At 73.5% G+C, this 14,416-nt stretch carries 15 protein-coding genes and 1 tRNA gene; 11 read left to right on the plus strand and 5 right to left on the minus strand.

Going from position 1 to position 14,416, the window contains the following annotated elements; translation table 11 throughout:
- Positions 1–5: 5 nt before the first annotated feature.
- The 3 genes from MFF61_RS18530 to MFF61_RS18540 form a co-directional block, all read right to left on the minus strand.
- Entirely contained in the window at positions 6–1,658 is a 1,653-nt protein-coding gene (locus MFF61_RS18530; protein ID WP_238236862.1) for a dihydroxyacetone kinase subunit DhaK, read from the minus strand.
- Positions 1,659–1,750: 92 nt separating this feature from the next.
- Entirely contained in the window at positions 1,751–2,551 is an 801-nt protein-coding gene (locus MFF61_RS18535; RefSeq protein WP_238236864.1) for a fructosamine kinase family protein, read from the minus strand.
- Positions 2,548–3,015: a low molecular weight protein-tyrosine-phosphatase gene (locus MFF61_RS18540; protein ID WP_238236865.1), complete on the minus strand. Its 468-nt coding sequence runs from the start codon at positions 3,013–3,015 to the stop codon at positions 2,548–2,550. The genes MFF61_RS18535 and MFF61_RS18540 overlap by 4 nt, the downstream gene beginning before the upstream one ends.
- A gap of 243 nt (positions 3,016–3,258) precedes the next feature.
- Between MFF61_RS18540 and MFF61_RS18545 the strand changes: the two genes are divergently transcribed.
- On the plus strand, positions 3,259–3,438 hold the full coding sequence (locus MFF61_RS18545; protein WP_238236868.1) for a putative motility protein: 180 nt from the start codon (positions 3,259–3,261) through the stop codon (positions 3,436–3,438).
- 258 nt (positions 3,439–3,696) lie between these two features.
- Here MFF61_RS18545 and MFF61_RS18550 read toward each other — a convergent pair.
- A tRNA-Thr gene (locus MFF61_RS18550) sits at positions 3,697–3,771 on the minus strand.
- Between the two features lie 183 nt (positions 3,772–3,954).
- On the opposite strand from MFF61_RS18550, the gene MFF61_RS18555 reads away from it, so the two are divergent.
- The 4 genes from MFF61_RS18555 to MFF61_RS18570 are packed head-to-tail and all read left to right on the plus strand — an operon-like array spanning position 3,955 to position 8,090.
- Positions 3,955–4,944, plus strand: coding sequence for an ABC transporter ATP-binding protein (locus tag MFF61_RS18555; RefSeq protein ID WP_238236869.1), 990 nt, complete (start codon positions 3,955–3,957; stop codon positions 4,942–4,944).
- A 22-nt stretch (positions 4,945–4,966) separates the two neighbouring features.
- Positions 4,967–6,241, plus strand: coding sequence for an ABC transporter substrate-binding protein (locus MFF61_RS18560; RefSeq protein WP_238236870.1), 1,275 nt, complete (start codon positions 4,967–4,969; stop codon positions 6,239–6,241).
- Positions 6,238–7,194 (plus strand): ABC transporter permease, encoded by a 957-nt coding sequence (locus tag MFF61_RS18565; RefSeq protein WP_238236871.1) that lies wholly within the window; start codon positions 6,238–6,240, stop codon positions 7,192–7,194. Before MFF61_RS18560 ends, MFF61_RS18565 begins: the two co-directional genes overlap by 4 nt.
- Positions 7,194–8,090 carry an ABC transporter permease gene (locus tag MFF61_RS18570; protein ID WP_238236872.1) on the plus strand — a complete coding sequence of 299 codons (897 nt, stop codon included), beginning with the start codon at positions 7,194–7,196 and terminating at the stop codon, positions 8,088–8,090. Before MFF61_RS18565 ends, MFF61_RS18570 begins: the two co-directional genes overlap by 1 nt.
- A gap of 6 nt (positions 8,091–8,096) precedes the next feature.
- Here the strand turns inward: MFF61_RS18570 and MFF61_RS18575 are convergent, their stop codons facing one another.
- Entirely contained in the window at positions 8,097–8,984 is an 888-nt protein-coding gene (locus MFF61_RS18575) for a beta-keto acid cleavage family enzyme (protein WP_238236873.1), read from the minus strand.
- A gap of 127 nt (positions 8,985–9,111) precedes the next feature.
- Here MFF61_RS18575 and MFF61_RS18580 point away from each other — a divergent pair, with 127 nt between their 5' ends.
- The 6 genes from MFF61_RS18580 (at position 9,112) to MFF61_RS18605 (ending at position 14,342) form a co-directional block, all read left to right on the plus strand.
- A complete protein-coding gene (locus MFF61_RS18580; RefSeq protein WP_238236874.1) occupies positions 9,112–9,765 on the plus strand; it encodes a glutathione S-transferase family protein in 654 nt (217 codons plus the stop codon).
- A gap of 118 nt (positions 9,766–9,883) precedes the next feature.
- Positions 9,884–11,458 carry a gamma-glutamyltransferase family protein gene (locus MFF61_RS18585; RefSeq protein ID WP_238236875.1) on the plus strand — a complete coding sequence of 525 codons (1,575 nt, stop codon included), beginning with the start codon at positions 9,884–9,886 and terminating at the stop codon, positions 11,456–11,458.
- Between the two features lie 104 nt (positions 11,459–11,562).
- On the plus strand, positions 11,563–11,880 hold the full coding sequence (locus tag MFF61_RS18590) for a hypothetical protein (RefSeq protein WP_238236879.1): 318 nt from the start codon (positions 11,563–11,565) through the stop codon (positions 11,878–11,880).
- Positions 11,881–12,048: 168 nt separating this feature from the next.
- Complete coding sequence (locus MFF61_RS18595) at positions 12,049–12,792, plus strand: S1 family peptidase (protein WP_238236882.1); 744 nt, start codon at positions 12,049–12,051, stop codon at positions 12,790–12,792.
- Positions 12,793–12,948: 156 nt separating this feature from the next.
- Positions 12,949–13,821, plus strand: a complete 873-nt coding sequence (locus MFF61_RS18600; protein ID WP_238236893.1) for a S1 family peptidase — start codon at positions 12,949–12,951, stop codon at positions 13,819–13,821.
- A 131-nt stretch (positions 13,822–13,952) separates the two neighbouring features.
- A complete protein-coding gene (locus MFF61_RS18605) occupies positions 13,953–14,342 on the plus strand; it encodes a DoxX family protein (protein ID WP_238236895.1) in 390 nt (129 codons plus the stop codon).
- The last annotated feature ends 74 nt before the right edge of the window (positions 14,343–14,416 follow it).

The raw sequence follows: 14,416 nt of genomic DNA on the forward strand, positions 1-14,416 counted from the left end.
CGCCGTCAGGCTCCCGACGGCGCCCGCTCCGCCTCGGCCGCCAGCGCGGCGAAGACCTCCGCCACCCCCGCGGCGCCCGGATCCTCCACGCCCGCGAGATCCTCCTCCGCGAGGTAGCTCGACCGCCCGGTGGCGGCGCGGCGCATGGTGGCGGTGGCGCGGGCGCCCTCGCGGGCGGCCCGGGCCGCCGCCGCGAGCCCGTCCGTGCGCAGCGCCGCCACGGCCGGCACCAGGGCGTCGAGGAGCGTGCGGTCGCCGGGTGCGGCGCCCCCGTAGGCCCGCACCCGCGCCACGCCCTCGGCCAGCGCCGCCGGCCAGTCCGCGCCCGCCGCGAGCGCGCGGCCGGCCGCCGAGAAGAAGATCGAGGCGAGGACGCCGCTCGATCCGCCCGCCGCGCGCCCGATCCGCCACGCGAGCGCCCGGGCGAGGGCGGGCGCCTCGGCCTGCGGCAGCCCGTCGAGGCCGGCCAGCACCGCGCGGGCCGCCCCCGCGAAGGTGGTGCCGGTGTCGCCGTCCCCCACCCGCGCGTCGAGCGCGTTGAGCGCCTCCTCGGCCGCGACGAGCGCCCGGGCGGCGGCCGCGATCCGGCCCGCCACCGCCGGGTCGCGGGAGGGCGCGAAGGTCTCGCCGGACAGCCCCGCGGGCAGCGGCCGGACATCGGCCGGCGCGACGACCTCCGCGCGCGGCCAAGCCGGCACCGCGACCGGCGCCAGGAGGGCGGCCTCCCGCGCGTCGTCGAGCGGCAGGAACGAGAGCGAGGCGCCGTGCATGTCGAGCGCCGTCATGGCCGGGCCCGGCCCGAGCAGCAGGCGCACGCGCCGGCCCAGATCCGTGTCGAGCACCGCGCGGGTGAGCACCTGCATCTCGAGCGCGGTGGCCGCGCCGAGATTGTTGACGAGGAGCGCCAGCCGCTCCGCCCCGCCGAGCGCGGGCGCGAGCCGCTCGGCCATCAGCCGGGCGAGGTCCCGGGCGGGCGGCAGCGTGATGCGCTCGATGCCGGGCTCGCCGTGGATGCCGAGCCCGAGTTCCGCCTCGCCCCCGGCGAGGCGCCGGCTCGGCTCGCTGCCCGGCAGGGTGGCGGTGGAGACCGCGATGCCGAGCGAGCGCGCGGCCCCGGCCGTGCGGCGGGCGAGATCCGCCACCGCCTCCAGGGGCGCGCCCGACGCCGCGGCGTGGCCCGCCACCTTGTGGACGAACAGCGTGCCGGCGATGCCGCGCGGCTGCGTGGCCTGGGGCAGCGCCACGTCGTCGGCGACGAGCACGGTCTCGACCCGCAGGCCCGCCGCCCGGGCGCGCTCGGCCGCGAGGCCGAAATTCAGCCGGTCGCCGGCGTAATTCTTGACGACGAGCAGGCACCCCGCCGGCCCGGTCACCGCCAGGATGCCGGCCAGCACCGCATCGACGGACGGCGAGGCGAAGACGTCGCCGCACACCGCCGCGCTCAGCAGGCCCGGCCCGACGAGGCTCGCATGGGCCGGCTCGTGCCCCGAGCCGCCGCCCGACACCACCGCCACCCGGTCCGGCTCCGGATCGGCCCGCAGCACCACGCGGATGTCGGGAAAGCCGTCGAGCCGCGCGAGGCGCCCGCCGCTCGCCGCGAGCAGGCCCTCGATGGCGTCCGTGACGACCGTGTCGCGCGCGTTGATGAACTGCGGCATGGCGTGTCCTCCGCGTGGCCGTCCGTCGCCCGGGCCCGCGGCCGGGACGCAGACGGCTCCCCGCCCCGTGATAGCGGGGCCGCGCGCCGATTTCACGCGCCCGCGGCGGCGAGCAGCCCCTCGACCAGGCCGCGATAGCCCGCTCCGAACAGCCGCAGATGCACCAGCGCCGGCCAGAGCTGATAGATGGGCCGACGCTCGGCGAAGCCGGGCTCGGCCTCGCCGTAGGCGGCGTGGAAGGCCGGGCCCGGGCGGCCGAACAGGGCCAGCATGGCGAGATCCGCCTCGGCGTGGCCGTAGGCGCAGGCCGGATCGATCAGGCCGCTCACCCGCCCGCCCGCGCAGAGCACGTTGCCGGCCCAGAGGTCGCCGTGGAGCAGGGCCGGGCGCGGGCGGGCGGGAAGCCGGTCGGGCAGGGCGGCGGCGAGCGCCTCGACCCGCCGCGCCAGCGCGGGATCGAGATGCGGGCCGTGGCAGAGCAGGCGCCGCTCCCCCCAGAAGACCGGCCAGTCCTCGCTCCAGCCGTTGCCGATCGCCACCGGGCCGAAGGCGTAGTCCTGCGCCCAGCCGTAGGCTGGGCCGGTGGCGGCGTGCAGGCGCGCCACGGCGCGGCCGAGATCGGCATCGGCCTCACGGCCGTCCGCGGGCAGGCACTCGATGACCAGGAACGCCGCCTCCGCGGCGAGCACGGCGGGCGCCGGCGCCCCGGCGCGCCGGATGGCGTCGAGCATCGCGGCCTCGGCGGGCGGGTCCGGGCCGTCCTTCACCACCGCTTCGCGCCCGTCGTCGAGCCGGATCCTCACGAGGCGCGACAGCTCGCCCCCGCCGAGCGGCGCGCAGTCCACGAGCCGCCGCCCGAGCCGGGCGGCCGCGGCTGCGGCGAGCGCGCTCATCGCCGCAGCTTGGCCACCAGGGCGCGGGCGCCCGCAGTGACATCGGCCCAGGTCGCGTCGAACCCGGCCTGCGCGCCGTAATACGGGTCGGCGACCGCCTCGCCGGCGCGGCCCGGCACGTGGTCGAGGAGGAGCGAGACCGCGGCGCCGCCCGGCGGGCGCATCCGTTCGAGCCGCGCCAGGTTGTCGTGGTCGAGCGCCACGATGTGGGTGAAACGCGCGAAGTCGGCCGCCTCCACCTGCCGGGCGCGCAGGGACGCGATGTCGATGCCGTGGCGCCGCGCCACCGCCTGCGCGCGCCGGTCGGGCGGCTCGCCGGCATGCCAATCCCCGGTGCCGGCGGAATCGGCATGTGCCTCGAGCCCGGCCCGCGCGGCTTCCTGCCGGAACGCCGCCTCGGCGAGCGGCGAGCGGCAGATGTTGCCCAGGCAGACGAAGAGCACGGCGGGCTTGGGGGCGGGCATGTGCGGGACCTCTTCGGCGCGGACCCCTTCGGCATAAGGCATCGTCCGACGAGGTGGATACCGGTTCGTCGACGACGATGCGGAGCCATCGGAGACCTGGAGCGGGATCCGATGGCAGCGTGGTGGCGTCCTGGCGGCCCCTCCGGGGTGCCACGCGGCCGCCCACGGCCATGAGGCGGATTCCGGTCCGGAGCGAGGCGCCGCGGTCACGTCTCCTTCACCGGGTGCTCGCTACGGTGACGCATGAGCACCATCGCCGCGCAGTCCGTCCAGATGCTGGCCGCCTCGTTCTCGCAACAGGTGGGCATCGCCGTCGCGCGTCAGCAGATCGACGCCGGGAAGGCGGTCGCCGGGATGGTCGCGGCCTCCGCCTCGCCCCCGCCTCCCGCCGGCCAGGGCCGGCTCGTCGATCTCAAGGTCTAACGGAAGCCCGCTGCCAGGGGCACTCACCCGACCGTGAGAGGATCAAGGGCCGAGCCTGCACCGCCCGCGGACACGACGGGTGGGCGTGCCAGGCCGCAAGGGTCTCTGCCGCCTCCCCGCTCGCAGGAGCGTGGCCTGCGCGGCACAAGCGGGTGCGCCCCAGGCGTGCAGAACCCCGCGGTGGACAGGTCCACAAGCCGGTTGATCCCGCAGGGGATGTCCTGACGGGCAGCGCTTCGGTTCAGCATCTGGCTGGAATGGTGCCGCTGGGGAGGATTGAACTCCCGACCTCGTCATTACCAATGACGCGCTCTACCACTGAGCTACAACGGCGAACCGGGTTCGGACGCCGGCGCGGAGGAACCGCGGCGGGTGCGCCGAACACGCGAGGGGCATTAGCGGATCGCCGCCGGCATTGCAATCGGGGCGCCGCGGCAAATCGGCGGGCTGCGGCGCGGGGGCCACGCCGGTCGTGGCCTGAGCCTTGCTATTCGGCCGGGCGGAGGGAGAGCGCGCATGGACATCGAACTCGCCGGGCTCACCAAGCGCTACGGCGCCACCACGGCGGTGGACGGCATCGACCTGAAGATCCGCTCCGGCTCCTATTGCTGCCTGCTCGGCCCCTCGGGCTGCGGCAAGACCACGACGCTGCGGATGATCGCCGGCCACGAGACGGTGAGCGCCGGCGACGTGGTGATCGGGCCGCGCGCGGTCGGCGACCTCGCGCCGGCCGAGCGCGGCACCGCCATGATGTTCCAGAGCTACGCGCTGTTTCCCCACCTCACCTGCCGCGACAACGTCGCGTTCGGGCTGCGCATGCGCGGCGTGGCCAAGGCCGAGCGGCACCGTCGCGCCGAGGCGATGCTGCGCCTCGTGCAGATGGAGGCCCTCGCCGAGCGGCTCCCGGCGCAGCTCTCGGGCGGCCAGCAGCAGCGCGTGGCGCTCGCGCGCGCCCTCGTCACCAGCCCCAAGGTGCTGCTCCTCGACGAGCCGCTCTCGGCGCTCGACCCCTTCCTGCGCGTGCGCATGCGGACGGAGCTGAAGCGGCTGCAGGGCGAACTCGGCATTACCTTCGTGCACGTCACCCACAGCCAGGAGGAGGCGATGGCGCTCTCCGATCTCGTGGTGGTGATGAATGCCGGCCGCATCGAGCAGGCGGCGGACCCGCGCACCGTGTTCGAGCGGCCGGCCACCGCCTTCGTCGCCCGCTTCATCGGCGGCCACAACGTGATCACGCTGCCCGACCGGCGCGTGGCCGTGCGCGCCGACCGCATGCTGCTCGGGCCGGAGGCCGGACCCGAGGCCGTGGCGGCCCAGGTCGTCGCGGTCGAGTACCAGGGCAGCGCCGTGCATCTCGGCCTCACCGCGCCGGACCTCGTCACCGATGCGGGCACGCCGCTCACCGCCATCCTCAGCGACCGCGCCTTCGCGGCCCGGCCGCTGCGGCCCGGCGACACGGTGCGGCTCGGCTGGCAGCCCGGCGAGGCCCACCGGCTCGACGCCTGAACCGACACCAGAGGGAGGGACCATGACCGATTCACGCACCCAAGCCGGCCTCACCCGCCGCTCCCTGCTCGCGGGCGCCGCGGGCGCCGCGGGCAGCCAAGCGATCACCGGCTTTCCGGCAATCCTCGCCGCCGAGCCCGTGACGCTGCGCTACCTCGGCACCGCCGTGAACCAGAGCGGCGACATCGCCCGCAAGGTGAAGGAGGACCTCGGCATCACGATCGAGTACATCCCGGTCGTCACCGACGAGGTCTCGAAGCGCGTCGTCACTCAGCCGAACTCCTTCGACATCGTCGATTCCGAGTATTTCAGCCTCAAGAAGCTGATGCCGTCGGGCAACCTCGTCGGCATGGACGCGCGCCGGATCAAGAACGCCGACAAGATCACCCCGGTCTTCACCAAGGGTGAGGTCAACGGCAAGAAGATCGGCGACCAGGGCACCGCGCCCAAGAAGGTGTTCTACCTGGAAGGGCAGAATTCCACCAAGTTTGCGACCTCGCCCACCGAGTGGGTCACCCTGATCCCCACCACCTACAACGCCGACACGCTGGGCATCCGGCCCGACCTGATCAAGCGGCCGATCAGCTCGTGGAAGGAACTGCTGAATCCCGAATTCAAGGGCCGGGCCTCGATCCTCAACATCCCGTCGATCGGCATCATGGATGCCGCCATGGTGGTGGAGGCGATGGGCGACTACACTTATCCCGACAAGGGCAACATGACGAAGGCGGAGATCGACCGCACCATGAAGGTGCTGATCGAGGCCAAGCGCGCCGGCCAGTTCCGGGCCTTCTGGCAGGACTTCAACGAATCCGTGAACCTGATGGCGTCCGGTGAGACGGTGATCCAGTCGATGTGGTCGCCCGCCGTCACCAAGGTGCGCTCGCAGGGCGTGGCCTGCACCTATCAGCCGCTCAAGGAGGGCTACCGCGCCTGGGCGACGGGCTTCGGCCTGCCCAAGACGCTCTCGGGCCGCAAGCTCGACGCGGCCTACGACTTCATCAACTGGTTCCTGTCGGGCTGGGCCGGTGCCTACCTCAACCGCCAGGGCTACTATTCGGCGGTGCTGGAGACCGCCAAGGCCCAGATGGAGCCCTACGAGTGGGCCTACTGGATGGAGGGCAAGCCTGCTGCTCAGGACATCAAGGCGCCGGACGGCACCGTGATGGAGAAGGCCGGGTCGCTGCGCGACGGCGGCTCCTTCGAGCAGCGGATGGGCGCGGTCGCCTGCTGGAACTCGGTCATGGACGAGAACACCTACATGATCCGCAAGTGGAACGAGTTCATCGCCGCATGAGCCTCGCCTCCGAGCGCGCGATGCCGGTGCCCGCGGCCGCGGCGGCGCGCCCCGCCGCGGCGCCCGGGCTCGCCGCGCAGGCGCGGCGCCAGCGGCGCCTCGCCTACTGGCAGGCGGCGCCCCTGGCGCTCGTCTTCCTGGCCTTCTTCGCGGTGCCGCTCGCCCTCACCCTGATGGTGAGCTTCTGGGAGTACAACGAGTACGAGATCATCCCGTCCTTCACCCTGCAGAACTACGCCGACGTGTTCGAGGGCTGCTTCTCGGGCGGGGATCTCTGCACCACGTTCCGCACCTACCTGTCGACGCTGAAGTTCTGCCTGCTGGCCTGGGCCTTCACCCTCGGCATCGGCTTCACGGTGGCGTATTTCGTGGCCTTCCACGTGCGCTCCAGCGCGATGCAGACGGTGCTGTTCCTGCTCTGCACCATCCCGTTCTGGACCTCGAACGTGATCCGGATGATCGCCTGGATCCCGCTGCTCGGCCGCAACGGCCTCGTCAACGACGGGCTGATGGCGCTGGGGCTCACGCGCGCGCCGATCGACGGGCTACTCTATTCCGACTTCGCGGTGGTGCTGGCCTTCGTGCACCTCAACACCGTGTTCATGATCGTGCCGATCTTCAACTCGATGATGCGCATCGACCGCTCGCTCCTGGAGGCGGCGCGGGATGCCGGGGCCTCGGACTGGCAGACCCTCTGGACCGTGATCGTGCCGCTGTGCAAGCCCGGCATCGCCATCGGGTCGATCTTCGTCCTGACCCTGGTGATGGGCGACTTCGTCACGGTGGGCGTCATGGGCGGCCAGCAGATCGCCTCGGTGGGCAAGGTCATCCAGGTGCAGATGAGCTACCTGCAGTTTCCGGCCGCCGCCGCGAACGCCGTGGTGCTGCTCGGCGCCGTGACCCTGGTGATCGCCGGCCTGACCCGGCTGATCGACCTGCGGCGGGAATTGTGATGCGGCGCGACGGTCCCCGCTCCCTCTCGTTCTACGGGCTGGCGGCGTTCTTCGCGCTGTTCGTGCTGTTCCTCTACGGGCCGACTCTGACCATCCTGGTCCTGAGCTTCCAGGGGCCGCAGGGCGGGCTGACCTTCCCGCTCAACGGCGTTTCGACCCACTGGTTCTCGCGCCTGTGGGCGGGGCTCGGCGTGGTCGACATCTGGGCGGCGTTCCGGCGCTCCGTCGCGCTCGGCCTCGTGGTGATGGTCCTCACCGTCACGCTGGCCTTCTTCGCCGGGCTCGCCTTCCGCAAGGGGTTCCGCGGCCAGGGGCTGCTGTTCTACACCGCGGTGGCCAGCCTGATCGTGCCCTCGATCGTGGTCTCCCTGGGCATCGGCCTCGAATTCCGGCTCCTCGACGAGGCCATCAAGGCCCTCGCCGCCGCCACGGGCTGGAGCCTCCTGCAGGACCACGGCACCGTGATGGGGCTGTTCAGCTCGGGCTTGGGCGCGCACCTGACCTGGACCCTGCCGTTCGGGCTGCTGATCATGTTCGCGGTGTTCAACCGCTTCGACCGCGCCTACGAGGAGGCGGCCCGCGACCTCGGCGCGGACGGGCCGCGCACGCTCGTCCACGTGGTGGTGCCGATCATCCTGCCCTCCCTCGTCGGCGTCGCGCTGTTCGGCTTCACGCTCTCCTGGGACGAACTGGCCCGCACCAGCCAGGCGATCGGCGGGCGCAACACCCTGCCACTCGAACTCCAGGGCCTCACCACCACCGTGACGACGCCCGAGATCTACGCGCTCGGCACCCTCACCACCGGCGTGTCGCTGCTGGTGATCGCCCTCGCCTTCTCGACCTTCCTGTGGCTCCAGAAGAGGCGGGCCCGGCGTACGCTGCTGCCGGGCGGCTGAGCGCGCTCAGCGGGGCGGACGGGCGGCCGGGTGCGCCTGCCGGACCTCCGCGGCCGTGGCGGGGCGCCCGCCGGCCTGCTGCACCAGGGCGACCGCCTCCGCGACCAGCGCGGGGTTGGGGGTCTCGGTGCCGAAGGGCGCGTCCTCGAGCCCGACCCGCACGTGGCCGCCGCGCGCCACCGCCTCCGCCACGAGGGGGCGGATGTCGACCCCGAGGCCGGCCACCATCCAGGGGCTGCCCGGCGCCGCGTCGGCGAGCAGCCGCAACTGGGCGTCGAGCGCGTAGGGCCGAGGCGGATAGCCGAACGTGAAGGCGTCCGAGAACATGAAGCGGTAGACGGGGGCCGGGCAGCCGGGCACGGCGCGGGCGAGCGCGGCGCCGAGCCGGAGGAAGCCCGGCTCGTAGATGGCGTAGCTCGGCACGAAGCCGTGCTCGGCCGCGAGGTGGAGGCCGCGCAGGATGTGCTCCCCGGGATTGAGGTAGACCGAGCCCGCCTGCGCCTGCGCCGCCTCCGCGAGGGTCACGAGATTGATCGAGCCCGGATCGACCACGCCCCATTCGAGGAGGCCGCGCCGGCCGAGCGCCTCGACCGCGGCGTAGCGCGCCTCGACGGCCCCGGGCCGGAAGGCGTCGGCCGATTGCACGAAGGGGAGGGTGGGATAGACGATCACGTCCTCCACCGCGCGGATGCCCTCGATGATCGCCGCGTAGCTGTCGGGATCGTCGTTCTGCAGGCCCGTCGCCGGATCGTAGGCGTGGAGGTGGATGATCGCCGCCCCGGCCCGGGCGCAGGCGATGCCGTCGGCGACGAGTTCCGCGACGGTGAGGGGCATGCGCGGCTGGCGCGCCCGCGTCCACGGCCCGTTGAGGGCTGCCTCGATCCACACCGGCATGCCTCGTCCCTCCCTGCCCGTCAGACTGGGCCGAGGGCGCATCCGGGTCAAACCCGCGCTGGCCTTGAGCGGGGCCGGATGCGAGAAGGCAGGGCCGGCGCGTCGAGGGCCGGACAGGAGGAAGACCGTGCTGACGATCTACGGCGTCCTGCGCTCCCGCGCCTCCCGCACCGACTGGCTCGCCCGGGAACTCGGCCTCGCCTACGAGCGCGTGCCGGTGATCCAGGCCTACCGCCTGTCCGATCCGGACGCGCCCGACACACCCCTCAACACCGCCTCGCCGGCCTTCCGGGCGATCAACCCGAACGGGCGCATCCCGGCGGTGACGGACGGGGACGTGACCCTGTGCGAGTCGCTCGCCATCAACCTCTACCTCGCCAAGCGCCACGGCGGTCCGCTCGCGCCCGCCGATCTGCGCGAGGACGGCCTGATGACCATGTGGACGCTGTGGGCGGCGACCGAATGCGAGCCCCACACGCTGCCGATCCTCCTGCACGGGGAAGGGACGAGCGCGCGCGACCGCGCCGCGGTGGCCGACGCGGTGGAGGCCGTGGGCGGCGCCTTCGCGGTGCTGGCGGCGGCGCTCGACGAGGGCGGCGGCCACGTGGTGGGCGGGCGCTTCACGGTGGCGGACCTCAACCTCGCGGAAGTCTTCCGCTACGCGCAGGGGCAGGCGTCTCTGTTCGCGGGGCACCCGGCGGTCGCCCGCTGGCTCGACGCCTGCCAGGCGCGACCGGCCTTCCGCGCCATGATGGCCGAGCGCGCCCGCGAGTTCGATTGAGGCCGGAAGGACCGGCCCCGGCCTCGCGCGGGGCGCGATCCGGGTCGGAGGCCCGGACGCCGTGAACCACAAGACGAGGACTGTGCGCCCATGAGGATTCGTCCATGAGGAACCGCCGATGAGGAATTTCTCGCGTCCGGGCCGGTCGCCCGTCTACGCCGCCAACGCCGCCGTCGCGACCTCCCATCCGCTCTCGACGCTCGCCGCGATCGAGGTGCTGCGCGCGGGCGGCAACGCCGTGGACGCGGCCATCGCGGCCGTCGCGGTCCAGGGCGTGGTCGATCCGCTGATGACCGGCATCGGCGGCGACTGCTTCGCCCTCTACCTGCCGAAGGGGGCGGCGCGCCCGGTCGCCCTCAACGGGTCGGGCCGCAGCCCGGCCGCCGCGCACGACGCGTGGTACCTGGAGCGGGGGCTCTCGATCACCCCGACCTCGCCCCACGCCGTCACGGTGCCGGGCGCCGTCGGCGCCTGGGCGTGGCTGCTGGAGCGCTACGGCACCCGCTCCCTCGGCGACCTGCTCGCGCCCGCCATCGCCTACGCGCAGGACGGCTACCCGGTGCAGTCCCGCGTCGCCTGGGATTGGGCGCGCAACGTGGAGCGCGTCGCCTCCGACACGCACGCCGCCGCCGCCTATCTGCTGGACGGGCGGGCGCCGCGGGCCGGCACGATCATGCGCCACCCGGCGCTCGCCCGCACCTTGCGGCGCATCGCCGCCGAGGGGCCGCGCGGCTTCTACGAAGGACCGGTGGCCGAGGACATCGTCGGGCGCCTGCGGGCGCTCGGCGGCCTGCACACCCTCGACGACTTCGCCGAGGCCGCTCCCGAGGAGGTGGTGCCGATCGCCACGCGCTATCGCGGCTACGACGTCTTCGAATGCCCCCCGAGCGGGCAGGGCCTCGCCGCCCTGATGATGCTCAACGTGCTCTCCGGCTTCGACGTCGGGAGCCTGTCCGAGATCGACCGCGTCCACCTCTTCGCCGAGGTCTGCAAGCAGGCCTACCATCACCGCGACGCGCTGTTCGCGGATCCGGTCGTGGCGCGCGTGCCGGTGGAGCACCTGCTCTCGGAGGCCTGGGGCGCGCGGGCGAGAGGCGCCATCGACATGGGCCGCGCCGCCGAACCCGTGCTCTGGCCCGAGACGGCCCACAAGGACACCGTCTATCTCTGCGTGGTGGACCGGGACGGCAACGCGATCTCGCTCATCAACTCGATCTTCCAGGGCTTCGGCAGCGGCATCCTGGCGCCCGAGAGCGGGGTGCTGCTGCACAACCGCGGCTTCTCGTTCCGGGTCGAGCCCGGCCACCCGAACACCATCCACCCGCGCAAGCGCCCGATGCACACCATCATCCCCGGCCTGCTGATGCGGGACGGCCGCGCGGTCGCGCCCTTCGGCGTCATGGGCGGGCATTACCAGGCGATGGGGCACGTCGAACTGCTCACCGGCCTGATCGACCGCGGCCTGGACGTGCAGGAGGCGCTCGATGCCCCCCGCAGCTTCGCCTATGGCGGCGGCGTGGAACTGGAGGACGGTGTCTCGCCCGCCCTGGCGGCCGCCCTCGAAGCCCGCGGCCACCGCGTCATCCCGTCGGGTCCGCTCGGCGGCGGGCAGGTGATCTGGATCGACCACGACACGGGCGTACTCGCCGCCGGCTCCGACCCGCGCAAGGACGGCAGCGCGCTGGGGTACTGACCGGGGCGCCGCGGGTTAGGGATCGGCTAACCCTGCGGCCGGACGGTGGGGGCGTCGGTTTGGGGTGATTCGCCGCGAGGCGAGAAGGGGAGGGGTCCGTCCGGATGAGAGCGCGTCGCGGCCCCGCCCTCGGTCTCCTGATCCTTCTCGGCTGCGCCGCGGCCGTCGCGCAGAAGGCCGTCGCGCAGAAGGCCGTCGCGCAGGAGGCCGAGACGCCCCTCGTCCTGCGCATCCAGCCGCGCGGGGCGACCCTGGCACTCGACGAGGACACGGCAGAGGAGGCCGCCCGGCGCGCCGTCGCGGCCCGCGAGGCCTTCGAGGCGCGGGTCACCGCCCGGGCGCGCCGGGCGATCGCCTCCGTCTGCACCGGTTGCCTCGCCTCGGAGGCGGCCGTTCTGGACGTGCTCGCCGTTCACCCCTGAGGCGACGCGCCCAGTGATGCGATGCCCCCGGGGCGACTGGTGCGAGATGTCGGAGCGCGGTCTCGCGCTCGGGTCGCTCGTCCTTGACGAGGACGGTATGGCAGCCGAGTACGCGCGGCAGCGCCCGGGCGTCCGCCCGGCACGGACCGTGAGGCCGTCGTCGCAGGGATGGGAATGGTCGCGAGACATCTGACGGCCGCGCTGCTGGTCTTGGCCGCGGCGACCGAGGCCCGTGCCGTCACGGGCGGGCGCGAGGACCCGGCCAGTCCGCTCGCGGGCGCGAGCGTGATGGTGCTGTCCTCGCGCGGCGGGGTCTGCAGCGCCGTCGTCCTCGCCCGCGACGCGGTGCTGACGGCCGCCCATTGCGCGGCCGGGCCGGCGGAGCACCGGGTGCATTTTCGCGACGAGGCGGGCGCGCCCGTCCTGGTGCCGCTCGCGGGGGTGAGCGTGCATCCGGGCTACGACGCGGGCGCGATCAGCGGGCGGCGGCGCTCCATCGATCTCGCGCTCATGCGGCCGGCGACGCCGCTGCCGGCGCGCTTCTCGGCGGCCGTCCTCGGCGAGACGCCGCCGCGGGCGGGCGCGAGCCTGTCGCTCGGGGGCTACGGCGTCGCCCGGCCCGGCGACGCGCGCAGCAGCGGCACCTTCCGGACGGCGGACCTGCCGGTGGTCGAGCCCTACGGGCCGAGCCGGATCCTGGTCTGGCTCAGGGCCGGGGACGGCCGCGTCGGCGCCTGCGAGGGCGATTCGGGCGGGCCGATCGGGGAGGGCGGACGGGTCGTCGCGGTGACCACCTGGACGAGCGGCGCCAAGGGCTGCGGTGGTTTCTCGCAAGGCGTGCTCGTGGGGCCACAGCGGGCCTGGATCGACCGTATCCTGGCCGGTTGGGGGGCCGCCGCGCGCTGGGAGTGACGCCGGAGCGGCCTGACTCCCGGAAAGACGGGCTCCTCCAGCGATGACCGGATCGTGAAGTGGTTCGTTGACGCTGTGTGCGGAAGATCGCGGAACCGAGGCCGTTGCGCGAGACTTCCCTTGTCGAGCGTAGCCAAAGGCTCCACACTTTCTCCCATGCGCGCTGCCGTCATCTGCCTCCGTTCCCTCCTCGCCACCGCCGCGATCGGCCTCGTCCCCCTGCTCTGGCCGGGCGCTGCCCGGGCCGTCGTGCAGGGCGAGATCACGCGCGACCCGGACGGGCTGCGCAGCTCCGTGGTGCGCATCGAGAGCACCACCGGCGAGATGTGCTCCGGCTCGCTGATCGGCCCCGATCTGGTGCTCACGGCCGCGCATTGCGTCATGCACAAGGCCGGCTACTGGGTGGTGGTCACCGACCGCTCGTTCCGCTCGCGCCGCCTGCGCGCCATTGCGGCGGCGATGCATCCGGACTTCGTGGCCGGCACCACGCCGGAGGACCAGCCCGGCACCGACCTCGCGATCCTCAAGCTCAGCGAGCGGCTCGGCCCCGAGTTCCAGCCCCTCGCCGCCCGCTCGGGCGGCGGCATCGCGGCGGGCGAGCCGGTGGCGATCGCGGGCTACGGCGTCGTCGCCGAGAACAAGCGCAGCACCGCGCGGGTGCTGCGGCAGGCCCGGCTCGTCTCCCTCGGCGAATTGCAGGTCGCCAACACCGTCACGGTCGTGGCCGACAAGCGCAGCCTCGCCGAGACGGCGGGGGCGGGCGCCTGTCTCGGCGATTCCGGCGGCCCGATTCTGCGCGGTGGCCCGGGCAGCTATCAACTCGTCGGCGTGGTGAGCTGGTCGAGCGGCGCCGCCCAGCAGGGACGGGTGCGCACCGCCTGCGGCGGCTTCACCGCCGTCACGCCGATCGGCCAGCACGCCGACTGGATCTCCGCCCGCGCCGCCGACCTGACCCGCTACAACCCGGGTGAGCCGATGCAGGCCCGCAGCATCCGCGGCAATCCCTCGGACTGGACCGGCGCCCGCTAGGGCGCCGACCGCCGACGGGGCCGGTGCGGCGCGTGATGCCGCTGCCGTGGCGTTTCCCCCATGATGCGTCGCTTCCGGCTTGACCGTTCGACCGTGCCGATCCACTCCGGGGCGACGCACCCGGAGGGACCATGTCGAACCTCATCCTCGCCGTTGCCCGCATCCTCGTCGTGGCGATCTTCCTCTGGTCCGGTTTCGGCAAGATCATGAACCCGGCAGGCGTCGCGGGCGCCATCTCCGGCAAGGGCCTGCCCTATCCGGAGATCCTCGCCTACCTGACGATCGCGGCCGAACTCGGCCTTGGCCTGCTCATCGCCCTCGGCTTCTTCGCCCGCAGCGCGGCCGTGCTGCTCGCGCTGTTCACGGCCGCCACGATCGTCTACTTCCACAACTTCTGGGCGATGACCGGCGATGCCGTGCGCATGAACCAGATCCAGGCGATGAAGAACGTCTCGATCATCGGCGCCCTCCTGATGATCGCCGCCGTCGGTCCGGGCCGGTTCGCCCTGAATCAGCGCTGACGGGCCGCCCTTCCCTGCGGAACGGGGACCGTTTCGGCACGTTGACCGCGCTCCCGTGGTGGAGCGGGCAGGAA

It is taken from the genome of Methylobacterium isbiliense, from assembly GCF_022179325.1.
In the GTDB taxonomy this organism is placed as follows: domain Bacteria; phylum Pseudomonadota; class Alphaproteobacteria; order Rhizobiales; family Beijerinckiaceae; genus Methylobacterium; species Methylobacterium isbiliense.

Bases quoted from the DNA above. Each gene is read 5' to 3' on its own strand.
- MFF61_RS18605 (WP_238236895.1), top strand. From the start codon at position 13,953: ATGTCGAACCTCATCCTCGCCGTTGCCCGCATCCTCGTCGTGGCGATC.
- MFF61_RS18575 (WP_238236873.1), bottom strand. From the start codon at position 8,984: ATGCCGGTGTGGATCGAGGCAGCCCTCAACGGGCCGTGGACGCGGGCG.
- MFF61_RS18540 (WP_238236865.1), bottom strand. From the start codon at position 3,015: ATGCCCGCCCCCAAGCCCGCCGTGCTCTTCGTCTGCCTGGGCAACATC.
- MFF61_RS18530 (WP_238236862.1), bottom strand. From the start codon at position 1,658: ATGCCGCAGTTCATCAACGCGCGCGACACGGTCGTCACGGACGCCATC.
- MFF61_RS18555 (WP_238236869.1), top strand. From the start codon at position 3,955: ATGGACATCGAACTCGCCGGGCTCACCAAGCGCTACGGCGCCACCACG.
- MFF61_RS18560 (WP_238236870.1), top strand. From the start codon at position 4,967: ATGACCGATTCACGCACCCAAGCCGGCCTCACCCGCCGCTCCCTGCTC.
- MFF61_RS18595 (WP_238236882.1), top strand. From the start codon at position 12,049: ATGGGAATGGTCGCGAGACATCTGACGGCCGCGCTGCTGGTCTTGGCC.
- MFF61_RS18590 (WP_238236879.1), top strand. From the start codon at position 11,563: ATGAGAGCGCGTCGCGGCCCCGCCCTCGGTCTCCTGATCCTTCTCGGC.
- MFF61_RS18570 (WP_238236872.1), top strand. From the start codon at position 7,194: ATGCGGCGCGACGGTCCCCGCTCCCTCTCGTTCTACGGGCTGGCGGCG.
- MFF61_RS18545 (WP_238236868.1), top strand. From the start codon at position 3,259: ATGAGCACCATCGCCGCGCAGTCCGTCCAGATGCTGGCCGCCTCGTTC.
- MFF61_RS18565 (WP_238236871.1), top strand. From the start codon at position 6,238: ATGAGCCTCGCCTCCGAGCGCGCGATGCCGGTGCCCGCGGCCGCGGCG.
- MFF61_RS18535 (WP_238236864.1), bottom strand. From the start codon at position 2,551: ATGAGCGCGCTCGCCGCAGCCGCGGCCGCCCGGCTCGGGCGGCGGCTC.
- MFF61_RS18600 (WP_238236893.1), top strand. From the start codon at position 12,949: ATGCGCGCTGCCGTCATCTGCCTCCGTTCCCTCCTCGCCACCGCCGCG.
- MFF61_RS18585 (WP_238236875.1), top strand. From the start codon at position 9,884: ATGAGGAATTTCTCGCGTCCGGGCCGGTCGCCCGTCTACGCCGCCAAC.